The 19,762-nt window shown below is 66.6% G+C and carries 16 protein-coding genes; 10 read left to right on the top strand and 6 right to left on the bottom strand.

Annotated elements, in window-relative coordinates; all coding sequences use genetic code 11:
• The first annotated feature begins 2 nt into the window (after positions 1 to 2).
• From NMB43_RS06860 to NMB43_RS06900, 9 genes are all read left to right on the top strand, one after another.
• Entirely contained in the window at positions 3 to 1,526 is a 1,524-nt protein-coding gene (locus tag NMB43_RS06860; RefSeq protein ID WP_494351404.1) for a class I adenylate-forming enzyme family protein, read from the top strand.
• On the top strand, positions 1,523 to 2,746 hold the full coding sequence (locus tag NMB43_RS06865; RefSeq protein ID WP_494351405.1) for a pyridoxal phosphate-dependent aminotransferase: 1,224 nt from the start codon (positions 1,523 to 1,525) through the stop codon (positions 2,744 to 2,746). The genes NMB43_RS06860 and NMB43_RS06865 overlap by 4 nt, the downstream gene beginning before the upstream one ends.
• A complete protein-coding gene (locus NMB43_RS06870) occupies positions 2,739 to 3,899 on the top strand; it encodes a class I SAM-dependent methyltransferase (RefSeq protein ID WP_494351406.1) in 1,161 nt (386 codons plus the stop codon). Before NMB43_RS06865 ends, NMB43_RS06870 begins: the two co-directional genes overlap by 8 nt.
• Entirely contained in the window at positions 3,896 to 4,675 is a 780-nt protein-coding gene (locus NMB43_RS06875) for an AAC(3) family N-acetyltransferase (RefSeq protein ID WP_494351407.1), read from the top strand. Before NMB43_RS06870 ends, NMB43_RS06875 begins: the two co-directional genes overlap by 4 nt.
• Positions 4,672 to 4,926, top strand: coding sequence for an acyl carrier protein (locus NMB43_RS06880; protein WP_494351408.1), 255 nt, complete (start codon positions 4,672 to 4,674; stop codon positions 4,924 to 4,926). The genes NMB43_RS06875 and NMB43_RS06880 overlap by 4 nt, the downstream gene beginning before the upstream one ends.
• 2 nt (positions 4,927 to 4,928) lie before the next feature.
• Complete coding sequence (locus NMB43_RS06885; protein WP_494351409.1) at positions 4,929 to 6,233, top strand: DUF4910 domain-containing protein; 1,305 nt, start codon at positions 4,929 to 4,931, stop codon at positions 6,231 to 6,233.
• Entirely contained in the window at positions 6,230 to 7,750 is a 1,521-nt protein-coding gene (gene pseG / locus NMB43_RS06890; RefSeq protein WP_494351410.1) for a UDP-2,4-diacetamido-2,4,6-trideoxy-beta-L-altropyranose hydrolase, read from the top strand. The genes NMB43_RS06885 and pseG overlap by 4 nt, the downstream gene beginning before the upstream one ends.
• A gap of 5 nt (positions 7,751 to 7,755) precedes the next feature.
• A complete protein-coding gene (gene pseI, locus NMB43_RS06895) occupies positions 7,756 to 8,805 on the top strand; it encodes a pseudaminic acid synthase (protein ID WP_494351411.1) in 1,050 nt (349 codons plus the stop codon).
• 516 nt (positions 8,806 to 9,321) lie between these two features.
• Entirely contained in the window at positions 9,322 to 10,092 is a 771-nt protein-coding gene (locus tag NMB43_RS06900; RefSeq protein ID WP_494351412.1) for a zinc metalloprotease, read from the top strand.
• Positions 10,093 to 10,117: 25 nt separating this feature from the next.
• Here the strand turns inward: NMB43_RS06900 and NMB43_RS06905 are convergent, their stop codons facing one another.
• Both NMB43_RS06905 and NMB43_RS06910 read right to left on the bottom strand, forming a co-directional pair.
• On the bottom strand, positions 10,118 to 11,509 hold the full coding sequence (locus tag NMB43_RS06905) for an aldehyde dehydrogenase family protein (RefSeq protein WP_494351413.1): 1,392 nt from the start codon (positions 11,507 to 11,509) through the stop codon (positions 10,118 to 10,120).
• A 125-nt stretch (positions 11,510 to 11,634) separates the two neighbouring features.
• Positions 11,635 to 12,243 (bottom strand): LysE/ArgO family amino acid transporter, encoded by a 609-nt coding sequence (locus NMB43_RS06910; RefSeq protein WP_494351414.1) that lies wholly within the window; start codon positions 12,241 to 12,243, stop codon positions 11,635 to 11,637.
• Between the two features lie 137 nt (positions 12,244 to 12,380).
• Here NMB43_RS06910 and NMB43_RS06915 point away from each other — a divergent pair, with 137 nt between their 5' ends.
• The gene (locus NMB43_RS06915; RefSeq protein ID WP_494351415.1) at positions 12,381 to 13,310 is read left to right on the top strand and encodes a LysR family transcriptional regulator ArgP; all 930 of its coding nucleotides are present in this window, start codon (positions 12,381 to 12,383) and stop codon (positions 13,308 to 13,310) included.
• A gap of 184 nt (positions 13,311 to 13,494) precedes the next feature.
• Here NMB43_RS06915 and NMB43_RS06920 read toward each other — a convergent pair whose 3' ends face one another.
• From NMB43_RS06920 to NMB43_RS06935, 4 genes are all read right to left on the bottom strand, one after another.
• Positions 13,495 to 15,462 (bottom strand): amidohydrolase, encoded by a 1,968-nt coding sequence (locus tag NMB43_RS06920; RefSeq protein ID WP_494351416.1) that lies wholly within the window; start codon positions 15,460 to 15,462, stop codon positions 13,495 to 13,497.
• 104 nt (positions 15,463 to 15,566) lie between these two features.
• A complete protein-coding gene (locus NMB43_RS06925) occupies positions 15,567 to 17,405 on the bottom strand; it encodes an amidohydrolase (protein WP_494351417.1) in 1,839 nt (612 codons plus the stop codon).
• A 374-nt stretch (positions 17,406 to 17,779) separates the two neighbouring features.
• Complete coding sequence (locus NMB43_RS06930) at positions 17,780 to 18,655, bottom strand: amidohydrolase family protein (protein WP_494351418.1); 876 nt, start codon at positions 18,653 to 18,655, stop codon at positions 17,780 to 17,782.
• A gap of 57 nt (positions 18,656 to 18,712) precedes the next feature.
• Positions 18,713 to 19,627 (bottom strand): DUF808 domain-containing protein, encoded by a 915-nt coding sequence (locus tag NMB43_RS06935; RefSeq protein WP_494351419.1) that lies wholly within the window; start codon positions 19,625 to 19,627, stop codon positions 18,713 to 18,715.
• Positions 19,628 to 19,762 lie beyond the last annotated feature (135 nt).

Here is a 19,762-nt window from a genome sequence, read left to right on the forward strand (position 1 = left end):
CCATGGAATGGCAGCGCAGTTTCAACGCGGATTTCGACGACATCGTGGCGCGCTTCGGCGCGCGCACCGCGCTCATCGCAGCGGGTGACGAGGAGCGCAGCCTCAGCTACGCCCAGCTCGACGCGCTGGCCGACCGCCACCTGCAGTGGCTGGCCGCGCAGGGCGTCGGCCCCGGCGCCTGCGTGGGCGCGGTGCTGCCCAACTCGCTGGAGATGCTGAGCCTGTTCATCGCCTGCCTGCGCGGTGGCATCCGCTTCGCGCCGCTGGCCTGCGACACCGCGCCGGCCGAAGTGGAGCGCTGGGCCGAACTGGTGCAGCCGGTGTGCTGCCTCTACAGCCCGCTGCTGGCCGCCACCGTCGTGGAATCGCTGCGGGCCACGCAGCGTCCCTGCCTGCCGGTCGAGGTCGACGGTGCCTTTCGCCATCTGCCAGCCGCGCAGGGGCGGCCCGCGCATCATGCCGGGGCGCGCGTCTACCTGTACTCCAGCGGCACCACCGGTGCGCCCAAGGCCATCGTGCTCGACGGCGACCGCCTGTGGTCGGCGGGCCACGCTTTCGCTCGCGTGCATGGCGCCGATTTCGACCAGGAGTTCCGCATCTGGAACTACCTGCCGCAGTCCTACCTGGGCGGGCTGTTCAACATGGCGCTGATTCCCTTCTCGGTGGCCGGCTCCGCCGTGGTGGATGAGATCTTCAGCGGCAAGACCTTCCTCTCCTTCTGGCAGACGCTGGAGCGCTACGACATCAACGTGCTGTGGTTCGTGCCCGCCATCGTGCGCGGCCTGCTGGCCATCGGCGAGCGCACCCAGCGCGCCCAGGTGGCGCCGCGCAGCCAGCAGATTCGCCATGCCTTCCTCGGCACCGCGCCGATCGAGCGCGAGACCAAGGCGCGCTTCGAGGCCATGTTCGGCATCCCGCTGCTGGAGAACTTCGCGTTGTCGGAAACGACCTTCCTGACTTCCGAGTTCCCCGCCGAGCTGAGTTCGCGTGCCGAGGGCAGCGTGGGGCGCGTGCTGCCCTATGCCGAGATGCGCTTCCGCCCGCTGGCCGGCGAGGACACGCGCTACAGCGAAATCATGGTGCGCACGCCCTTCCTCATGCTGGGCTACCAGGAGTCGGGCGGCGAGCCGCTGCTGGTGCTGGACGAGGCAGGGTTTTTCGCCACCGGTGACCTGGGCTACCTCGATGCCAAGGGGCAACTGATCCTGACCGGGCGCAGCAAGGATGTGATCAAGAAGGGCGGCTACTTCATCGCGCTGCGCGAGGTGGAACTGCTGGCCATGCAACACCCCTGGGTGCTGGAGGCGGCCGCGACGCCGGTGCCGCATCCCTTCTACGGCGAGAGCTACCGTCTGTGCGTGCGCCTCAAGCCGGAGGCGCCGGCCGATGCGGAGGCCAGCGTGAGCGACTACGTGTTCTCTTCCCTGGCCAAGCACAAGTGGCCCGAGGCGGTGGAGTCGGTGGCGGATTTCCCGCGCACCGCCAGCGGCAAGATCCGCAAGTTCCTGCTCAAGGAATCGACATGACAGCCCTGCGTACGCTCAGCCAGCGCGCGCGCCACGTGCCGCCGGCCCTGTCCATCTACATGAACGAGATCGTGTACGCGCAGAAGCGGCGCGGCTACGACATCACGACCCTGTCGCTGGGCGAGGCCTTCTTCGACATCCCGATGTTCGATTTCCGCAAGATCGACTTCGTGAAGGGCTACCACTATTCCGACAGCCAGGGCCTGCCGGAGCTGCGCCGCCTGATCGGCGAGTTCTACCAGCAGCAGTACGCCTGCCCGGTCAATGGACAGGACGAGGTGCTGATCACCGCCGGCTCCAAGGTCGCCATCTACCTCGCGGTGCTGGCCACGGTGGATGCCGGCGACGAGGTGCTGATCCACGAACCCGCCTGGCTCAGCTACCAGGAGCATGTGCGCCTGGTCGACGCCACGCCGCGCTTCATCCCCTTCGATGCACCCATCGAGCGCTTTGGCGACTACCTCACGCCGCGCACCCGCATGCTGGTCATCAACAATCCGAACAATCCGGCCGGGCGTCTCTACACGCGTGAAGACCTGACCCGGCTGGTCGAGTTGTGCCGGTCGCGTGGCGTGTGGCTGCTGGTCGACGAGGCCTACAGCGACTTTCTCGAACCCGGGCAGTTCCACTCGGCGATCGAGTTCGACCCGGCGCGCGACACGGTGATCATCGCCAACTCGCTGTCGAAGAACATGGGCATGTCGGGCTGGCGCATCGGCTACCTGATTGCGCACCCGGAACTGATCGCCCAGGTGCTCAAGCTCAACCAGCACATCATCACCTGCGCGCCGACCGTGCTGCAGGCCTACCTCGCCAAGTACTTCCACCGCATCATCGGCATCACGCTGCCGCAGGCGCGCGAGATCGTGGCCAAGCGCGAGCGCGTGGCGCTGAAGATCGCGGAGATCGGGCTGGACTGCCTGCCCGGCTGCGGCACCTTCTACTTCTTCGTGAACATCGGCGACTTCCCGGCCTCCTCGCTGGACGTCTCGCTCTACCTGCTGCTGTTCCACAACATCTCCACCGTCTCCGGCTCGGCCTATGGCGCCAGCACCGAGCGCTTCCTGCGCGTGTCCATCGGCACCGAGTCGGAGGAGCGCATTGCCGATGCGCTGACGGTGATCCGCAACATGCTGCATGCGCGCAGCGACATCGCACCCCTGGTGAAGGCCCGCCTGGCCGAGCTGGGCATCCGCCCCTTCGTGCCGACTCATGAGTGAAGCCGTCCTCTACCTGAACCCGGACGTCTGCCTGCGCCATGTCGAGGGCGTCTGGCTGGCCTCCAACCCACGCCTGCGCCTGCATGTGGAGCTGGATGCGGCGGCCGCCGCCGTGCTGTTCGCGCAGGCCGCCGGTGCGTCGCCCGCGCAATGGCAGGCGCGCCTGCAGGAGGCGCACGGGCGCGACCGCAGCCTGCGCGCGGTGGGCGCCGCCGGCCTGCATGCCGATCACTCGGGGCTGGCCCCCGCAGGTGGCGAGTCTCTGCAAGGCGAGCCGCTGCTCGCCCTGTTGCGCCGCCGGCGCTGCCTGATCGCCTCGCCGCAAGAGGCGACGGACTGCCTGGCGCCGCTGGCCAACCTGCTGGACCGCGAACACGTGGGCAGCTTCCATCAGCGCGTGGGGCAGTACCTGCTGGTCGAGCGCCGCGTGCGCGAACCCTGGCGTGCCTGGCAGGATCAGAAGTTCTCGCCCGATGGCACCGGGATCGTGGGTGAGACCTACCGCGACATCCAGTTGCCCTTCTTCGATGCCTGGTGCACGCCCGCCCGCCTGGCCGGCAAGCGGGTGCTCGACTTCGGCTGCGGCAACGGTTTCTTCAGCGCGCGCATGGCGGCGGCCGGCGCGCAGGTGCTGGGCCTGGACAACTCGCCGGAGCTGCTCGAACTGGCGCGCCGCAATCATGGCAAGCGCGCCGGCCTGCGCTTCGTCGAGACCGCGTCCTTCGAGGCGGTGCTGGATCTGCTGGCCGGGCAGGATGCCGCCCACTTCGACTACATCTACCTGCAGGACACCTTGCTGCTGTTGCTGCAGCCGGAGCAGGGCACGCGCTCGCCGCTGCTGCCCGAGGTGTTCCGCGCGCTGCGCGCGGTGCTCGCGCGCGATGGCGCGCTGTGCGCGATGGAGCCGAACCCGGTGTTCTGGCTGGCCAATCGCTACGGCGACCCGGCCCGGCCGTATGCCGTGGTCAGCGAGTATTTCAACCCGCAGTTCAACGTGGCGCCCACGCTGGACGTGCTGCTGGACTTCATGGCCGAGGCCGGCTTTGCGCTGGCCGGCTACGAGCACCCGCGCCTGGTCGGCGAGGCGTCCAGCCAGCAGGGCTACCAGCACGAATTCCCGATCTGGGACTTCTTTACCTTCGTGCCGCGATGAGTTTCCTGGCCGAACTGCAATCCAGCATGGCCGCGCTGGTCGGCGAGGACGATCGCCCGATCGTGGTGTACGGCGCGCTGTGGCCGATCCTGCGCGAGATGCGGCGCAACGATCCGGCCGCGGTGGATGAGGTTCTCGATGCTCTCATCCAGATCGCCGGCGGGCGCGACCTGCTGATGCCCTCGTTTGCAGAGGGCTATCGCGACGGCGTGTGCAATCTCGACGAGGCACCCGCCAGCACCGGCGTGCTGAGCGAACACTTCCGGCGCCGGCCCGACACCCTGCGCACGCTGTCCGCCTACTTTTCCTTCAATGTGCTGGGCCCGGCGCAGGCCGAGCTGGGCCAACGGATGCCGCTGGATGCCTGGGGCGAGGGTTCGATCTACGACTGGATGGAGCGGCGCAATGCGCGCTTCCTGATGCTGGGTACCCACCCGACCCACTGCAGCTACCTGCACCGCCTGGAGTGGCTGGTGCGCGAGCAGTTGCCCTACCGTTATCGCAAGCCGTTCAAAGGCACGCTGATCCGTGGCGGGGCGTCCATCCCCTGCGAGGAGACGCTGTACGTGCGCAGCCTGTCGCCGGTTGCGGAAAACGACTTCACCGTCCTGCTGCCGGTGCTGCGCGAGGCCGGCATGATGGAGCGGCCGCTGCGGGGCATCAGCCTCACGGCCTACGACACCTGTACCGTGCGTGATGCCATCCTGCCCCTGATGCAGCGCGATCCCTTGCTGGTCCTGAGCAATCGTGGCGACTTCGAGAAAGAGCCTTCATGAGTCCATACATCGAGAAAGTGACCGAACTGGTCAAGGAGATCGTCGAGCCGCGCCTGCGCGAGCAGGTGACGCCTGAGCAAGCCCTGCTGGGCGCCAAGCTAATCGACTCCTTCGGCCTGATCCGCCTGGTCGGCGACCTGGAGCAGGCCTTCGGCATCGCGATCCGCACCGAGGACATGACGGTGCAGAGTTTCGATAGCGTGAACAGCATCGTCGCCCTGGTCGAGCGCTACCGCGCGGGCGGGGCCTGAGCATGAGCGAGGCGGGCGCGGAGGCCTCCATCGGCGCCTGGCTGCACGCTCTGGCGCATGAGCTGTGGCCGCTCAACCGCAGCATCACCGGCGCCGGCCTGCGCCAGACCCTGGCCATCCTGCAGCGCGAACTGCCCGCGCTGACGCTGCACGAGGTGCCCAGCGGCACCCAGTGCTTCGACTGGACCGTGCCGCGCGAATGGGTGCTGCGCGAGGCCTACATCGAGGGGCCGGACGGGCAACGCGTCGTCGACGTGGCGCGCCACAACCTCCACCTCGTGGGCTACTCGGCGCCGGTGGATGCGGTGATGTCGCTCGACGAGCTGCGCCCGCATCTGTACACCCTGCCCGAGCAGCCCGACGCGATTCCCTACGTGACCTCGTACTACCGCGAGCGCTGGGGTTTCTGCCTGAGCCAGCGCCAGCTCGACGCGCTGCCGCCGGGCCAGTACCGGGTGCGTGTCGACAGTGAGTTCATCGACGGCGCGCTGACTTATGGCGAATGGGTACTGCCGGGCGAGACGAAGCAGGAAGTGCTGCTGTCGACCTACGTCTGCCACCCCTCGATGGCCAACAACGAGCTGTCCGGCCCGCTGGTCACGCTGGCGCTGGCGCGCTGGCTGCAGAGCCTGCCGCGGCGGCGCTACACCTACCGCATCGTGTTCGTGCCCGAGACCATCGGCGCCATCGCCTACCTCGCGCGCAACTCGGCGCACCTCAAGCGCCATGTGGTGGCCGGCTATGTGCTGACCTGCATCGGTGATGAGCGCGCCTACAGCTACCTGCACTCACGCGAGGGCGACACCCTGGCGGATCGTGCCGCCATGCATGTGATGGGTCACCTGCCGGGCGGCTACACCCTGTACGACTTCCTGGAGCGCGGCTCGGACGAGCGCCAGTACTGCAGCCCCGGCCTCGACCTGCCGGTGGGCTCCATCATGCGCTCCAAGTACGCCACCTATCCCGAGTACCACAGCTCGCTGGACGACCTCGATTTCGTCACGCCGGCCGGGCTGGAAGGGGGCTTCCGGGTGGTGCGCGACGTGCTGCGCGTGCTGGAGGCCAACCAGCGCTACCGTTGCACCGTGCTGTGCGAGCCGCAGCTCGGCAAGCGCGGCCTGTATCCCACGCTCAGCACGCCGGACACGATCCGCGAGGTCATGGCCTTGTCCAACCTCATCGGTTACGCCGACGGCCAGCGCGATTTCATTGCACTGGCCGAACGCATCAAGCTCAGCGCTTTGGAATTGCTGCCGCTCGTGGCACGCTTGCTGGAAGAAGGTTTGTTCGAGGTGGAACAGCAATGAAGGTGGTCTTCCGGGTCGATGCGTCTTTGCCAATGGGCCTGGGCCACGCCATGCGCTGCCTCGCCCTGGCGCAGGCCCTGGGCGAGATCGGAGCGGACTGCGTGTTCCTCGCGCGCCACATGCCCAGCTCGATGGTGGAGCGCATCGAGCGCCACGAATTCGCCAGCCTGCAGTTGCTGCCGCCGCGCGACCTGCTGCCGGGCCTCACCGGTCATGCGGCCTGGCTCGGTGTCGAGCCGGCGCTGGACGCTGAAGACACCCTGGCGGCGCTGGCCGAGATGGGGCGCATCGACTGGCTGGTGGTCGACCACTACGGGCTGGACGCCGTGTGGGAGACGACCATGCGGCAGTACGTGCGCCACATCGCGGTCATCGACGACCTCGACAACCGGCCGCACGACTGTGATCTGTTGGTCGACCACAACCCTTCGCTGGTCAACGGTTTCCGCTACGGCCGTCACACCCCGAATGACTGCCTGCGCCTGCTGGGGCCGCGTTATGCGCTTTTGCGGCCCGAGTTTGCCGCCGCGCGCGGCAAGGCGCCGCCCGAACGCAGGCGCCTGCAGCGCATCCTGGTCAACCTGGGTGGAACCGACCCGGATGGCATATCGGGCCACGCGCTGGCGGTGCTGACGCCGCTGGCCTTTGAGGGCTTCATGATCGACGTGGTGGTCGGCTCGCTGGCGCCGCGCCGTGAGGCCTTGCAGCGTGCCGTGGCCTCGATTCCGGGGGCGAGCCTGCATGTCGACGTGGAAGACATGACCCAGCTCTACCTGGCCGCCGACCTGGCCGTTGGCGCCGCCGGCACCGCGGCCTGGGAGCGCTGCAGCCTGGGCCTGCCCACGCTGATGCTGACCGTGGCCGACAACCAGCGCGCCGGCGCCGAGGCGCTGGCCGAGCTGGGCGGCGGCATCCACCTGGGCACCGCCAGCGCCCAGCACCTGATGGCGGTGGCCGGTGTGGCGCGCGCGCTGGCGCAAAGCCCGGACTGGTTGTCCATCCTGTCGCGCAGCGCGGCGGCGGTGTGCGATGGGCATGGTGCGGGCCGCGTGGCGGCGCGCATGGAGTCCTTCGACATGCAGTTGCGCGACGTGACGGCGGCCGACAGCGCCAGTCTCTACGCCTGGCGCAATCACGACATCAACCGCCGCCATGCGCTCGACGCGCGCTCCATCGCGCAGGCTTCGCACGAGGCCTGGTTCGCCTCGCGCCTGCAGGACCCGGACTGTGTGCTGCTGATCGCCGAAGACGAGGGCGGGCCGGTCGGCGTGCTTCGCTACGACATCGACGGCGCGCGCGCGACCGTTTCCATCTACCTCGTGCCGGGGCGGCATGGTCAGGGCCGCGGCGGCGTGCTGCTGCTGGCCGGCGAACGCTGGCTGCGCGCCAACCGGCCGGAGCTGAGCGAGATCGAGGCCGAGATCCTCGGCAGCAACCGTGCCTCGCTGAATGTATTCGCCGAATCGGGCTATGCGGAGTTCAGCCGCGTGTTCCGCAAGAGTCTCCAGGAAGGGTGAAGGACATGAGCATCCAGATCGGTCAGCATCGCGTAGGGCGTGGCGAGCGCCCCTTCATCATCGCGGAGATGAGCGGCAACCATAACGGTTCGCTCGACCGTGCCTTGCAGATCGTCGAGGCCATCGCCAAGACCGGCGCGCAGGCACTCAAGCTGCAGACCTACACGGCCGACACGATGACGCTGGACATCGCCGAGCGCGAGTTCCGCATCGACGACCCCAAGAGTCTGTGGCATGGCCGCACGCTGTACGACCTCTACCACCAGGCACACACGCCCTGGGAGTGGCATGCGCTGATCTTCGCGCGTGCGCGCGAGCTGGGCATGCTGGCCTTCTCGACGCCCTTCGATGCGACGGCGGTCGACTTCCTGCAGGAACTCGACGTGCCCTGCTTCAAGATCGCCTCGTTCGAGAACGTCGACCTGCCGCTGATCCGCAAGGCAGCCGCGACCGGCAAGCCGCTGATCATCTCCACCGGCCTGGCCAATCTCAGCGAGATCGGCGAGGCCGTCGCCGCTGCGCGCGAGGCGGGCTGCCGCGAGCTGGTGCTGCTCAAATGCACCAGCAGCTACCCGGCGCCGGCCGCCGAGAGCAACCTGCTGACCATCCCGCACCTGCGCGAGGCCTTCGGCGTCGAGGTCGGCCTGTCGGATCACACCCTGGGCATCGGCGCGGCCATCGCGGCCATCGCCTTGGGCGGCTGCGTGATCGAGAAGCATGTGACGCTGGACCGCCATGATGGTGGTGTCGACTCCGCGTTCTCGCTGGAGCCGCAGGAGCTGGCCATGCTGGTGGAGCAGGGCGCCATCGCGGCCGAGGCGCTGGGCGGCGTGCGCTACGGCCCGAGCGAACGTGAGTCCGCCTCGCTGCAATTCCGCCGCACCCTGTACGTGACGCGCGACATGAGGGCCGGCGAGCGTTTCGGCCCGGACAACGTGCGCGCCATCCGCCCCGGCCTGGGCCTGTTACCCAAGCACCTGCCCGCCGTGCTCGGCCGCAGCGCGGCACGCGACATCGCACGCGGCACGCCGATGGCCTGGGAGCTGATCGCCTGAGAGGCAGCGTCTCGGCGACGCCCCCAACTTGTCGTCCCTGCGAAGGCAGGGACCCAGTGGCTTGGCTGTCTTTCCCAATCCGGGTGCGCCTCGAAAGACGCTGGATTCCTGCTTTCGCAGGAATGACGGGTGTGGGCGAGAGGTGTCACTGCGTTGGAGCCACTTTGTTACGGCCTCTCAGAAGAGCGGCGTATATCGCACACCCCGGCCGTCGTCCCTGCGAAGGCAGGGACCCAGTGGCTTGGCTGTCTTTCCCAATCTAGGTGCGCCCCGAAAGACGCTGGATTCCTGCCTTCGCAGGAATGACGAGTATGGGCGAGAGGCGTCACGACCTGGGAGCCATGACGGCCTCTGAGCGCCCGTTCATGACAAACCAGGCCGAACCAGCCTCCCTCCCCTGACAAGGGGAGGGCCGGGGAGGGGTTTCGGGGGGAGGAAGGGGCGCCCGCGCGTGCCGCCAGCCTCCCCGGCGAGCGGCATTGCCCGGCGCGTACTTTCCCTGTCAGCATGCGCGGCATGTTGAAGAACTTCCGCATCCTGATCCTGCTGTTGATCCTGTTGGGCGTGGCCTGGTCGACCTACGTGGCGCGTGAGAACGCGCGCGACTGGAGTGGCACCGTGCAGATCGCGATCTTCCCCATCAACGGTGACGGCAGTCCAGTCACCGCCGCACGCATCGCCAGCCTGGCCCCCGAGCACTTCGAGGACATCGAGCGCTTTCTCATCCTCGCGGCGCAGGAGCATGGGGTGAGCAATGTACAACCCGTGCGGGTGACACTGCAGCCCGCGCTGAGCAGCCTGCCGCCCGCGCCGCCGTCGAAACTGAGCGGCCTGCCGGTGGTGTGGTGGAGCCTGCAGACGCGCTGGTGGGCGTGGCGCCAGCCAGGTGGCACGCCGCGCGCGAACATCCGCGCCTTCGTGGTCTATTGGGATTCCGCGCGGAGCGGCGGGCGCGTACCCAGTTCGCATGGCCTGGCCAAGGGGCAGGTGGCAATCAGCAACGTGCATGTCGACGCGCAGATGCAGCGCGCCAACAACGTGGTGATCGCGCACGAGATCCTGCATGCGATGGGCGCCACGGACAAATACGACTTCGCCAGCCTGATGCCCATCTACCCGCTGGGTTACGCCGAGCCGCAGCGCGAGCCGCGCCTGCCGCAGCGTTTCTGCGAAATCATGGCCGGGCGTATTCCGTTGGGCGAGGGCAGGGCGGAACAGCCGCGCTCGCTGGCGCAATGTGTGGTTGGCGGGGCAACGGCGCTGGAGATCGGGCTGGCGAAGCCCTGATGCGTCGTCGGACGGCCGCGCAGGATCAGCGCAGGATCAGCGCCTTGGTCGCGCAATAGGTGGCGATGCGCGAAACCTCGGAGGGCAGTTCCGGGTAGCGCTCCTGCGGCGCATTGACCCAGACGCGGGCGGCACGCAGGCGGCGGGCACAACGTAGCGCGCGGCGCACGTCCTCGGTCCAGATCGCGGCGGCGCGGGCGGTTTCGCCCAGCTCGGCGGCGAGGCTCATGGCTTCGGCTTCGTTGCGGAAGGCTTGCACGGTGAGCAGGGGGCCGAGGATCTCCTCCTGCAAGACCGGCGAATCCGGTGGCAGATCGGCGAACACGGCGGGCGCGATGTGGAAGCCTCCGCCGTCGCCTGCGGCGCTATTGCTGCCGAATACGGTGCGTCCGGTGTCCGCGGCTTCCTCCAGTAGCCCCGCCAGGCGCTCGAACTGCGCGCGCGTGGCCACCGGTTGGGCGACCGATTTGCCGAACTTGACGCGCAAGCGGTCGACCAGCAGGCGCTCCAGCTCGGTGCGCACGCCTTCTTCCACCAGCAGGTGCGAGGTGGCGAGACAGCTCTGGCCTGCGTTGTGGGTGAAGCTGCTGATGATGGCGTCGGCCGCCTTCGACAGATGGGCGTCCGCGAACACCAGCACCGGGTTGCGACTGCCCAGTTCCAGGTGGACGCGCTTAAGCGAGGCTGCGGCGGTGCTCATCACTAATCGGCCGGTGCCGGTCGTGCCGGCAAAGGACAGCATCGCGACATCGTGGTGGGCGGCGAGCGGGGCACCTGCCTCGCTGCCCAGGCCGGTCACGATGTTCAACACGCCGGGCGGAAAGCCCGCCTGGGTCAGCACTTCGCCGGTCAGCAGCGCGCTGCCCGAGGTGTATTCGCTGGGTTTGTGCACCACCGTGCAGCCGGCCGCCAGCATGAAGGGCAGGCGCTCGGCGGCGACCAGGAAAGGTGCGCTCCAGGGCGTGATCAGACCAACGACGCCGACCGGCTCGACCAGGCAGGCGCCGGTTGTACCCCCGCCCAGCTCGGCCTGCAGCTCGCCGTGCTGCCCGCGCAGCATGGCAGCGGCATAGCGCCACAGGGCGATGCCCTGGCGGATGTCGGCCAGCGCATCGGAGAAGGGTTTGCCGGTCTCGTCGGACTCCACGCGGGCGAACTCCTCGCGCCGCGTATCGAGCTGCTCTGCCGCCGCCTGGATCAAGGCGCTGCGTTGGGCGCGCGACAAAGCGTTCCAGGGGCCTGCGAGGGCGGCGGTGGCGTGGTCTACCGCGCGATTGATGTCGATCGCGTGGCCTTGGGCATAGGTCGCGACGCGCTCACCGCTGGCGGGGTGGCGTCGTTCTATACGCTGCGGCGCGCTGGAACGGGTCCAGGCGCCATTGAGGTAGAGGTCGAAATTGCGTGCGGCGTCGATCATGCGGCGAGCCTTGAGTGGTACGAGGCCAGGTCGCGACGGCACGGCAATACGGTCGGCGCGATGAAAGCATTGTGCGCCGCGACCCTCCACTCAAAGCGCAGATAAGCGTGGTGTTCCGCCGGTAATCAATGACGCACCAGGCTCACCGCCAGCACGGTCATGCCCAGGCCGATCAGCGCATCCAGCACGCGCCAGGAGATCGGGCGGGTGAACAGCGGCGCCAGCCAGCGCGCGCCATAGCCCAGCACCGTGAACCACAGGGCCGAGGCGGTGATGCAGCCGGCCCAGAACAGCAGGCGGGCCTCGTCGGCATGGCGCGCACCCAGCGAACCGATCAGCACGATGGTGTCGAGATAGGCATGCGGGTTCAGGTAGGTGAAAGCCAGCAGCAGCAGGATGGCCTGGCGCTGCGAGATGCGCTCGCCATTGGTCGCGACCTCCATCTGACGCTTGCGGAAGGCGGCGCGCAGCGAGTTCAGTCCGTACCACAGCAGGAAGGCGGCGCCGCCCCAGGTGGCGATCTCCAGCGCCAGCGGCCAGCGCGTCAGCACCGCACCCGCGCCCAGCACGCCAAGGCCGATCAGCAGAGCGTCGGACACGATGCAGATCAGCACAGTGACGCCGACGTGCTGGCGGGTGAGGCCCATGCGCAGGATGTGCGCGTTCTGCGCGCCGATGGCCATGATCAGGCCGGCACAGATGATGAATCCTTGAACGAATGCTTCGGTGAACATGATGCGATCGGGCGGTGTCGGCCGCCGCTCCCCGTATTGATCTGGAATGTCGCCAGTCTAGGCAGGGCAGGGCTTTATGATTAGCATCATGCATAACTTTCAGTATTGATCAGATTTGCTAATGAAGCGGGGTGACCGTGAAGATTGATTTTTCCCTCCTGGAATGCCTCGAAGCGGTGGTCACCGAGGGCTCCTTCGACAAGGCTGCCACTGCCTTGTCGATCACCCAGTCGGCGGTGTCGCAACGCATCCGCCAGCTCGAAACCCTGGTCGGCCTGCCGCTGCTGTTCCGCACCCGGCCGGTGCGCCCGACGCCGGCCGCCCAGCCCCTGCTGCGCTTCGCCCGCCAGACGCGGCTGCTGGCCATCGACCTCTTGCCCGAGGTGAAGGCCAGCGCCACGCGCGACCAGTTGCGCCTCGCCGTCAACGCCGACAGCCTGGGCAGTTGGGTCGTCCCCGCCCTGGCCGAATGGACGGCCAGCCATGAAGTGATGCTGGAGTTCCTGGTGGATGACCAGACGCACACCGCAGACTGGCTGCGCAGCGGCGAGGTGGTCGGCGCCGTCGGCTCCACCCCCGTCGTGGCGCAGGGCTTCCGCTCCGTGCCCCTGGGCATCATGACTTACCGCTGCGTGGCCTCACCCGAGTTCGTCGCGCGCTACTTCCCGCAAGGGCTGAACCGCGCCTCGGTGCGCCGCGCCCCCGCCCTGGTCTTCAACCGGCGCGACGCCTTGCAAGGCGATCACCTCAAGCAGCACCTGCGCTGGAACGACCCCGTCTTCCCCCGCCACTACGTACCCGGCTATGACGCCTACATGCTCGCGGCCCTGCACGGCTACGGCTACGGCATGCTGCCCGAGCTGCAATGCGCCGAAGCCCTGGCCCAAGGGCGCTTGATCGACGTGACGCCCGACACCGCGGCCCCGGTGCCGCTGTACTGGCACACCTGGCCACTGGATTCGGAGCTGATCGGTAGCCTTAGCACCGCTTTGATTGAGGGTGCGCGTAGTGCCTTGGAGCCATTGGAGGTGCAGGCCAAGGGGCGTAGGGCGGGGAGGGGGCAGTAAGTCACTGGGAGGGGGCGGAGCGCCATCCGGTCCGAATGCCGCGCGCCTGATCTGTGTGCGTGATGCGGTATCTGGCCGATAGCAGGCATTGCGTGGCTACTTTGCTGCTGGTCTTGAGGGGGCTTTGAGCAAGCATGGATCGGGGAGCTTCTGGTCCAGAAAGACAGCGTCCCGATCTCTGGCTTCAGCGGCCGGCCAGGTTCTCGCTGTAAGCGAGTACGGCGAGCTGCGAAAGCTCTGCCAGATGGCAGGCTTCGTTGCCAGCGTCGTGCACATGACCGAAAGGGTCTGATCCCCACTTGCTGAGCACAGCTTTTGTCGCGACGCCTGTCGCCTGTTTTGGCGCCGCGGCTCCTGCCTTCGCCCGGTAGGCCTCTGGCACCGGGAATACCCTGCCTTCAAAAACCGTGCCCCACACCGGAATATCCTTCAGCTTCTTCGGGTCGACCTTGTATGGGTCCGCTTCCAGCACGGTCAGGTTGGCGATCTTGCCGGGCTTGATGCTGCCGAGCAGGTCTTCCTTACGCCAGGAGTAGGCGGCCTCGATGGTCACGCCACGCAAGGCTGCGTCCACTGAAATACGCTGCTCGGGCGCCGCCACGCGGCCGCTCTGGGTGATGCGATTGACTGCCGTCCAGACAAGATAGAGCGGGTCGCTGGGCGCCATCGGCAAGTCGGAGTGGAAGGACAAATGCGGCGTCACCTTCAGCACCGAGGCAGCACGCACCATGCTGTCAGCGCGCTTCTTGCCAAGTCCATCGGCATATTTGTCGGCGAATGCGGTCGGGTAGTACGGGTTGGCGCTGACGATGGCGCCGAGCTTGCCGATCTTCGCAATCTGCTGCTCGTTCGAGTTGGCGAAGTGCACAATCACAAAGCGGTGGTCCTGGCGCGGCGTTTCCTTGATGCGCTTCTCCAGGGTTGCCAGCACCACATCCAGGCCGAGGTCACCATTCACGTGCACATGGACCTGGTAACCCGCATCCCAGAACAGTTTGGCGCGTTTCTCCAGCTCGGCCGGCGGAATGATCCACTCTCCGCGGTGGCCATCGGTGTAAGGCTCTTTCATCTGCATCAGCTGCGAAATGATGGCGCCATCTGCAAACAGCTTGATCTGCTTCGGGAAGAACATCACCTTGCCACCCGCACTCTCGGGCGCCAGGGCGACAGTTTTCTCGACTTCGTCCAGGCCGGCATCGAGCCCCACGCGATCGATGATGGCGCGGCCATCTGCTAGGAAGGTGGTGTACATCGGCACATTGTCCGCGCCGAGAATCTGCTGGTAGAGCTTCCACATGTCCGGCGTGACGATCGCGCCCGGCTCGTTGTAGGCCGTCACCCCGTGCGAGTGCTCATAGGCCACCATCTGCTTCAGGCCGAAGCTCAGGCGTTCGGGCGTGGCCATCACCTTGATGATTTTGCCACCCACCAGATTCAGGCCCTGCTCCCAGAAATGGCCCTCGGCGAAGTTCGCCATCTTGCTGGCGTCGCCCTTGCCGGTCACGTCTGCCTCGGTGATGTTCAGGTACTTCAGCGCAGCGGTGTTCAGGATGAATTCATGACAGGAGCGTTGCCAGATGATGATCGGGCGCGTGCTGCTGATCTGGTCCAGCGTGGCGCGATCCAGCTTGCCATGCCAGAGCTTGTGGTAGCCCCAGCTGATCAGGGTTTCGTTTGGGTCTTTGAGGGCGGCTTCGGCGGCCTTGAGGCGGCTGCGATACTCGGCTTCGCTGTTGGCCGCGAGGACGGTGCGGCCCGGCAGCGCCCAGTCTTCCGGCGCGATGATTTCGGTGGCCAGGGTCAGCGCACCGAGCACCGGGTGCAAGTGCTGATCGAGAAAGCCCGGCATGATGATCTTGTCCTTGAAGCTCTCATCCACCCGCACGCTGCGCGTGCCCGCCTGGTGCTTGAGCTCTTCCAGCGTGCCGACCGCGAGAATGCGCTTGCCGCTGACGGCGACGGCCGCTGCCTCGGGTTGCTTCTTCTCCATGGTGATGACGCGCTTGGCCGGGTAGATCACGATTTCCGCCGTCTGCGTCACCGGCGCCTCGGCCGGCATGATCAGCGCATTGGCCGCGCCGTCTGCATGCACGGTAAAGCTGGTCAGCAGGGCACTCAGGCCCAGAGTGAAACGGATTTGCCGTGGCTTCACGGGAGCGCTCCTTTCAAGTTTATGTACGAGTCATCTGGAGAAAACTGTTCACGCCGGGAGTCGCTCTGCAGGCCCGCCGATTCCGGGCCTGGTTCACACAAGGATCAGTCCTCGTGCCGGTGAATGTCGATTACACCGGCCATGTTGAGGGCCAGGGTTGCCACCCGGATGCACGGTTCCGATTCGGCGCAGCTGCGTCGGCCGTCGGCTGCTTTCGGCGCGGTTTCGCGGTGGAAAACGCTCTTGCCTTCCTTGATCGTCTCCATGACCTTGATCGTGTCGATCGTCATCGGGTCTCCATCCAGCGGGCTGCGATCCACGATCACGAAATCCGCCAGCTTGCCGACTTCGATCGAGCCTTTGCTCTTGTCCTCGAAGTGCTGGTAGGCCGACCACAGGGTGTGTGACTTGAGCGCCACCAGCGGTGACACCCGGTGCTGCGGCCCCAGCACCTGACCGCTGCGCGTCACGCGATTGACCGTGGCATGCATCACCCGCATCGGGTCCGGCATGGCAACGGGCGCATCGTGGTGCGAGGTGAAGATCATGTGGCGCTGTATGGCCCAGCCCAGCGGTGAAATATTCACCGCACGCTCCGGCCCGAGCACCGAGTCGCGATGCCAGTCACCCCAGTAATAGGTATGCATCGGGAAGAAGGACGGCATGATGCCCAGGTCATGGAAGGCCTGAACCTGGTCTTCACGCGCGGTCTGGGCGTGAATGGCCACAGGCCGGCGATCCGCCATGCCATGTTTGGCTTCGGCAGCGCGCACGGCAGCGATGAATTGATCAATGGCCGCGTCGCCATTCACATGGGCCAGCACCTGCCACTTCTTCTGGAAGGCCTGCTCGACAAAGCCATTCACCTGCTCGTCGGTGAAGGCCGGATAGCCGTGATAGTCCGCCTTCTGACCACTCGGCGCCTTGTAATAGGGCTTGCTGAGCCAGGCCGTCTTGCCTTGCGGTGAGCCATCCAGCGTGAGCTTGATGCCCCCGATGCGGAAATGCTGCGTATAGCTGCGCGAGAGCCAGGGCGCTTTCATGGCCTGCGCGCCGACCGTGATGTCCGGGTAGGCCACCACATCGATATCCAGCTTGCCGCTCCTGGCCACGGCTTGCATGGTGGCGGCCGACCCCATGGAAGCCTTGCCTTCCTGGGCCGTGGTGTAACCGAAGCTCTTGTAGAGATTCACACCGGCGGCAAACAGCGCCTTGTTGGCGTCCGGGCTGAGCTTGCTCATCAGACCGAAGAAGGGACCGAAGAAGGCATTCTCTTCAAGCACACCATCCGGCTCCTGACTCCCCGCCTTGCGACGGATGCTGCCGCCGGGCGGATTCTTGCTTGCCGCCGTGAGCCCCAGCATCTGCAGCGCCTTGCTGTTCATCACACCCAGGTGGCCGGATTGATGAACGATCACCACCGGCAATACCGTGGACACCTGATCGAGGTCTTCGCGTGTCGGGTGGCGCTGTTCCTTGAGCTGGGCATCGTCATAACCGAAGCCAACGATCCAGCCGTACTTGCCCGTGAGCTTGTCGTTCCGCGCAGCCCAGTCCTTGAGCGTTGCTTGCAGCGCAGGGATGTCATTCACCGCACCATCTGGCGCGGGCAGCAGGTTGGCGGAAATGGCCTGGATGCCGGTGTTGAAGACGTGGCCGTGCGGGTCAATGAAGCCGGGCAACAGGGCCTTGCCCCCCAGATCGACCAGTTTTGTCTGGCTGCCTTTGAGCTTCATGACCTCGTCGCGATAGCCCACCGCGATGATCTTGCCCGCCTTGATGGCGACGGCCTCGGCTTCCGGCTGGAGATCATTGACGGTGACCACCTTGCCGCCCGAATAGATCAGGTCAGCAAAGGGCTGGGCGGCCTGGCTGATCGATGAAATCGAGCATGCCATCGTGCTGAGGGCGAAGCCCTGAATGATCTTGCGAAGTTGGGACATGCTGATCTCCGGTTCAGAACGGCACACGGCGAATGGTGCTGCGAGCACTGACACAGACGTCTGGGGCACCTGATAGCGGGGTGCGGTGCTGTATTGATCCGCGACTCGGTCTTGAAGGCAGGCCTAAAAACCTACCGTCGGGGAGTCCATGCACAGGGGCTTTTCTGGAGCTTGGAACTGAACACTCGTCCCGCTGCCGTCATGTTCTTTCTGTCGAGTGATGTATTTTTTGTTTATACCCAAAAGGGTGTATCGGAGGGGGTTTTCAGGTACCCATAGTGCATAGCTTGCTTGTGGATGGGCGGCTTGCGGCCTACGAATGCCGCATTTGGTCCGTGTCGCGCAAAGAGCTCGGCTAGAGCGCAAGGGCTTGTTCAGGGCTTGATCTGCGCCGGCTCCGGCAGCCCAAACAGCGTCGCCCCGTTGTCCCAGGCAATCTTCCGCGCAGCCGTCGGGGGCAGGTCGCCCAGCCATTGGCGGGCGTCCTGCATCAGCTCCTCATAGCCCCCCCAGCGGGCGTTGATCCAGGTGTCGGAGCCGACGAGGAAGCGTTCGGGCTGGGCGCTGAGCAGGGCTTTCCAGTCGGCGCTGAGGGTGCCGTTTCCTTCGGTCAGGCCCGGTCGGTAGGAGAGCTCGCCCATCAGTTTTGGGTAGCGCGCGAGCAGGGCTTTGATGCGCTCGACCGGGGCGCCGCCGATGCCGGTGTGGGCCCAGATCAGACGTGCGTTGGGGGCGTGGGCCATCAGCAGGTCGATGGCGCTGTCATCCACATGCGCGAGCACGGCCAGCCCTTTCGCTTCGGCCAGTTGCATCAGCTTGCGGGCTACCGGACCGTTGGCGTTCGCGCTGTCGTACAGGTGGAATTCGCCGATGCCGCGATAGGGGCCGGCGGCGGTGCCGGCCGCGAGCTCCTGTTGCACCATGGTGTAGATGCTCTCGTCGCGGAACCAGTTGGTGTAGTCGTCGCGGTTACGGTAGAGGCGGATGAAGGGCACGACGGCGACGCCGGCCTGGCGTGTTTCGGGCGCGCCGGCCAGCGTCTTGGTGCCGGTGTTGGGGCGGCTGTTGGCGATGATGGCGCGTACGCCGCTGCGCTGCAGCTTGCCCACTGCGTCCTGCACCGGGTAGGCGGCGAGGAAGGCCTCGTCGTTGTAGTGCAGGTGGGCGTCGAACAGCGGGCCGGTGTAGGGGGCGGCGTGGGCGGCGCAGGACAGCAGCAGGCTGGTCAGGACATACAGGGCGCGTGGCATGGCTTCTCTCCGTGAGGGCTTCCGGCTTGGACGCACGCGCGCCGGTTTTGATTCCGCCTAGGCTGCCTTGGGGCGACGGAACAGGCGGCTCACGCCACTGACCACCAGCAGGCACAGGGCGCCCGCGATCAGGCCAGCGAGCAGGTTGAACAGCGTCGGCCCGAGGGCGCCGATCACGCCGGGGGCGGCGCCCGCGGCTTCGGCCAGGTGGTGCAGGAAGGGCAGACCGTGCACTAGGATGCCGCCGCCGACCAGGAACATCGCGGCGGTGCCCAGCACGGAGAGCGCCTTCATGAGCCAGGGTGCGAACCACAGCAGGCCCAGACCGACGCCCTGCAGGAAGGCGGAAGACTGGCGCTGCAGGTGCAGCCCGGCGTCGTCCAGCTTCACGATGGCGGCGACGAAGCCGTACACGCCGACGGTCATGAGCAGGCCGATGGTGCTTAGTACGGCGACCTGCATGCCAAAGGGCTGGCTCGACACGGTGCCCAGCGCGATGACGATGATCTCGGCCGAGAGGATGAAGTCGGTGCGCACGGCGCCCTTGATCTTGTCGCGCTCGAAGCTGGCCATGTCGATGTTCGGGTCCTGCAAGGCCTGCAAGCGGGCGGCATGTTCGGACTCGGCCTCGGCGCGATGCAGGAACTTGTGGGCCAGCTTCTCGAAGCCCTCGAAGCACAGGAAGGCGCCCCCGAGCATGAGCAGCGGGATCACTGCCCAGGGCGCGAACGCGCTGATCAGCAGCGCGGCGGGCACGAGGATCAGCTTGTTGCGCAGCGATCCCACGGCCACCGACCAGACGACCGGAAGTTCGCGATCCGCTGTGACGCCGGTGACCTGCTGCGCGTTGAGTGCCAGGTCGTCGCCCAGCACGCCGGCCGTCTTCTTGGCGGCGACCTTGCTCATGACGGCGACGTCGTCCAGCACACTGGCGATGTCGTCGAGCAACATCAGAAGACTGGTTCCGGCCATGCGATTCACTCCCTGTGGTTATGTTTGCTGCGGAGTGTCGCAGAAATCAGGGAGCGCAGAAACGACGACGCCCCGGCGAGCGGGGCATAGAAGTGGCAACGCCCCGGCAGGCGGGGCGAAAAAATGGCAACGCCC

Source organism: Uliginosibacterium sangjuense, from assembly GCF_059132465.1.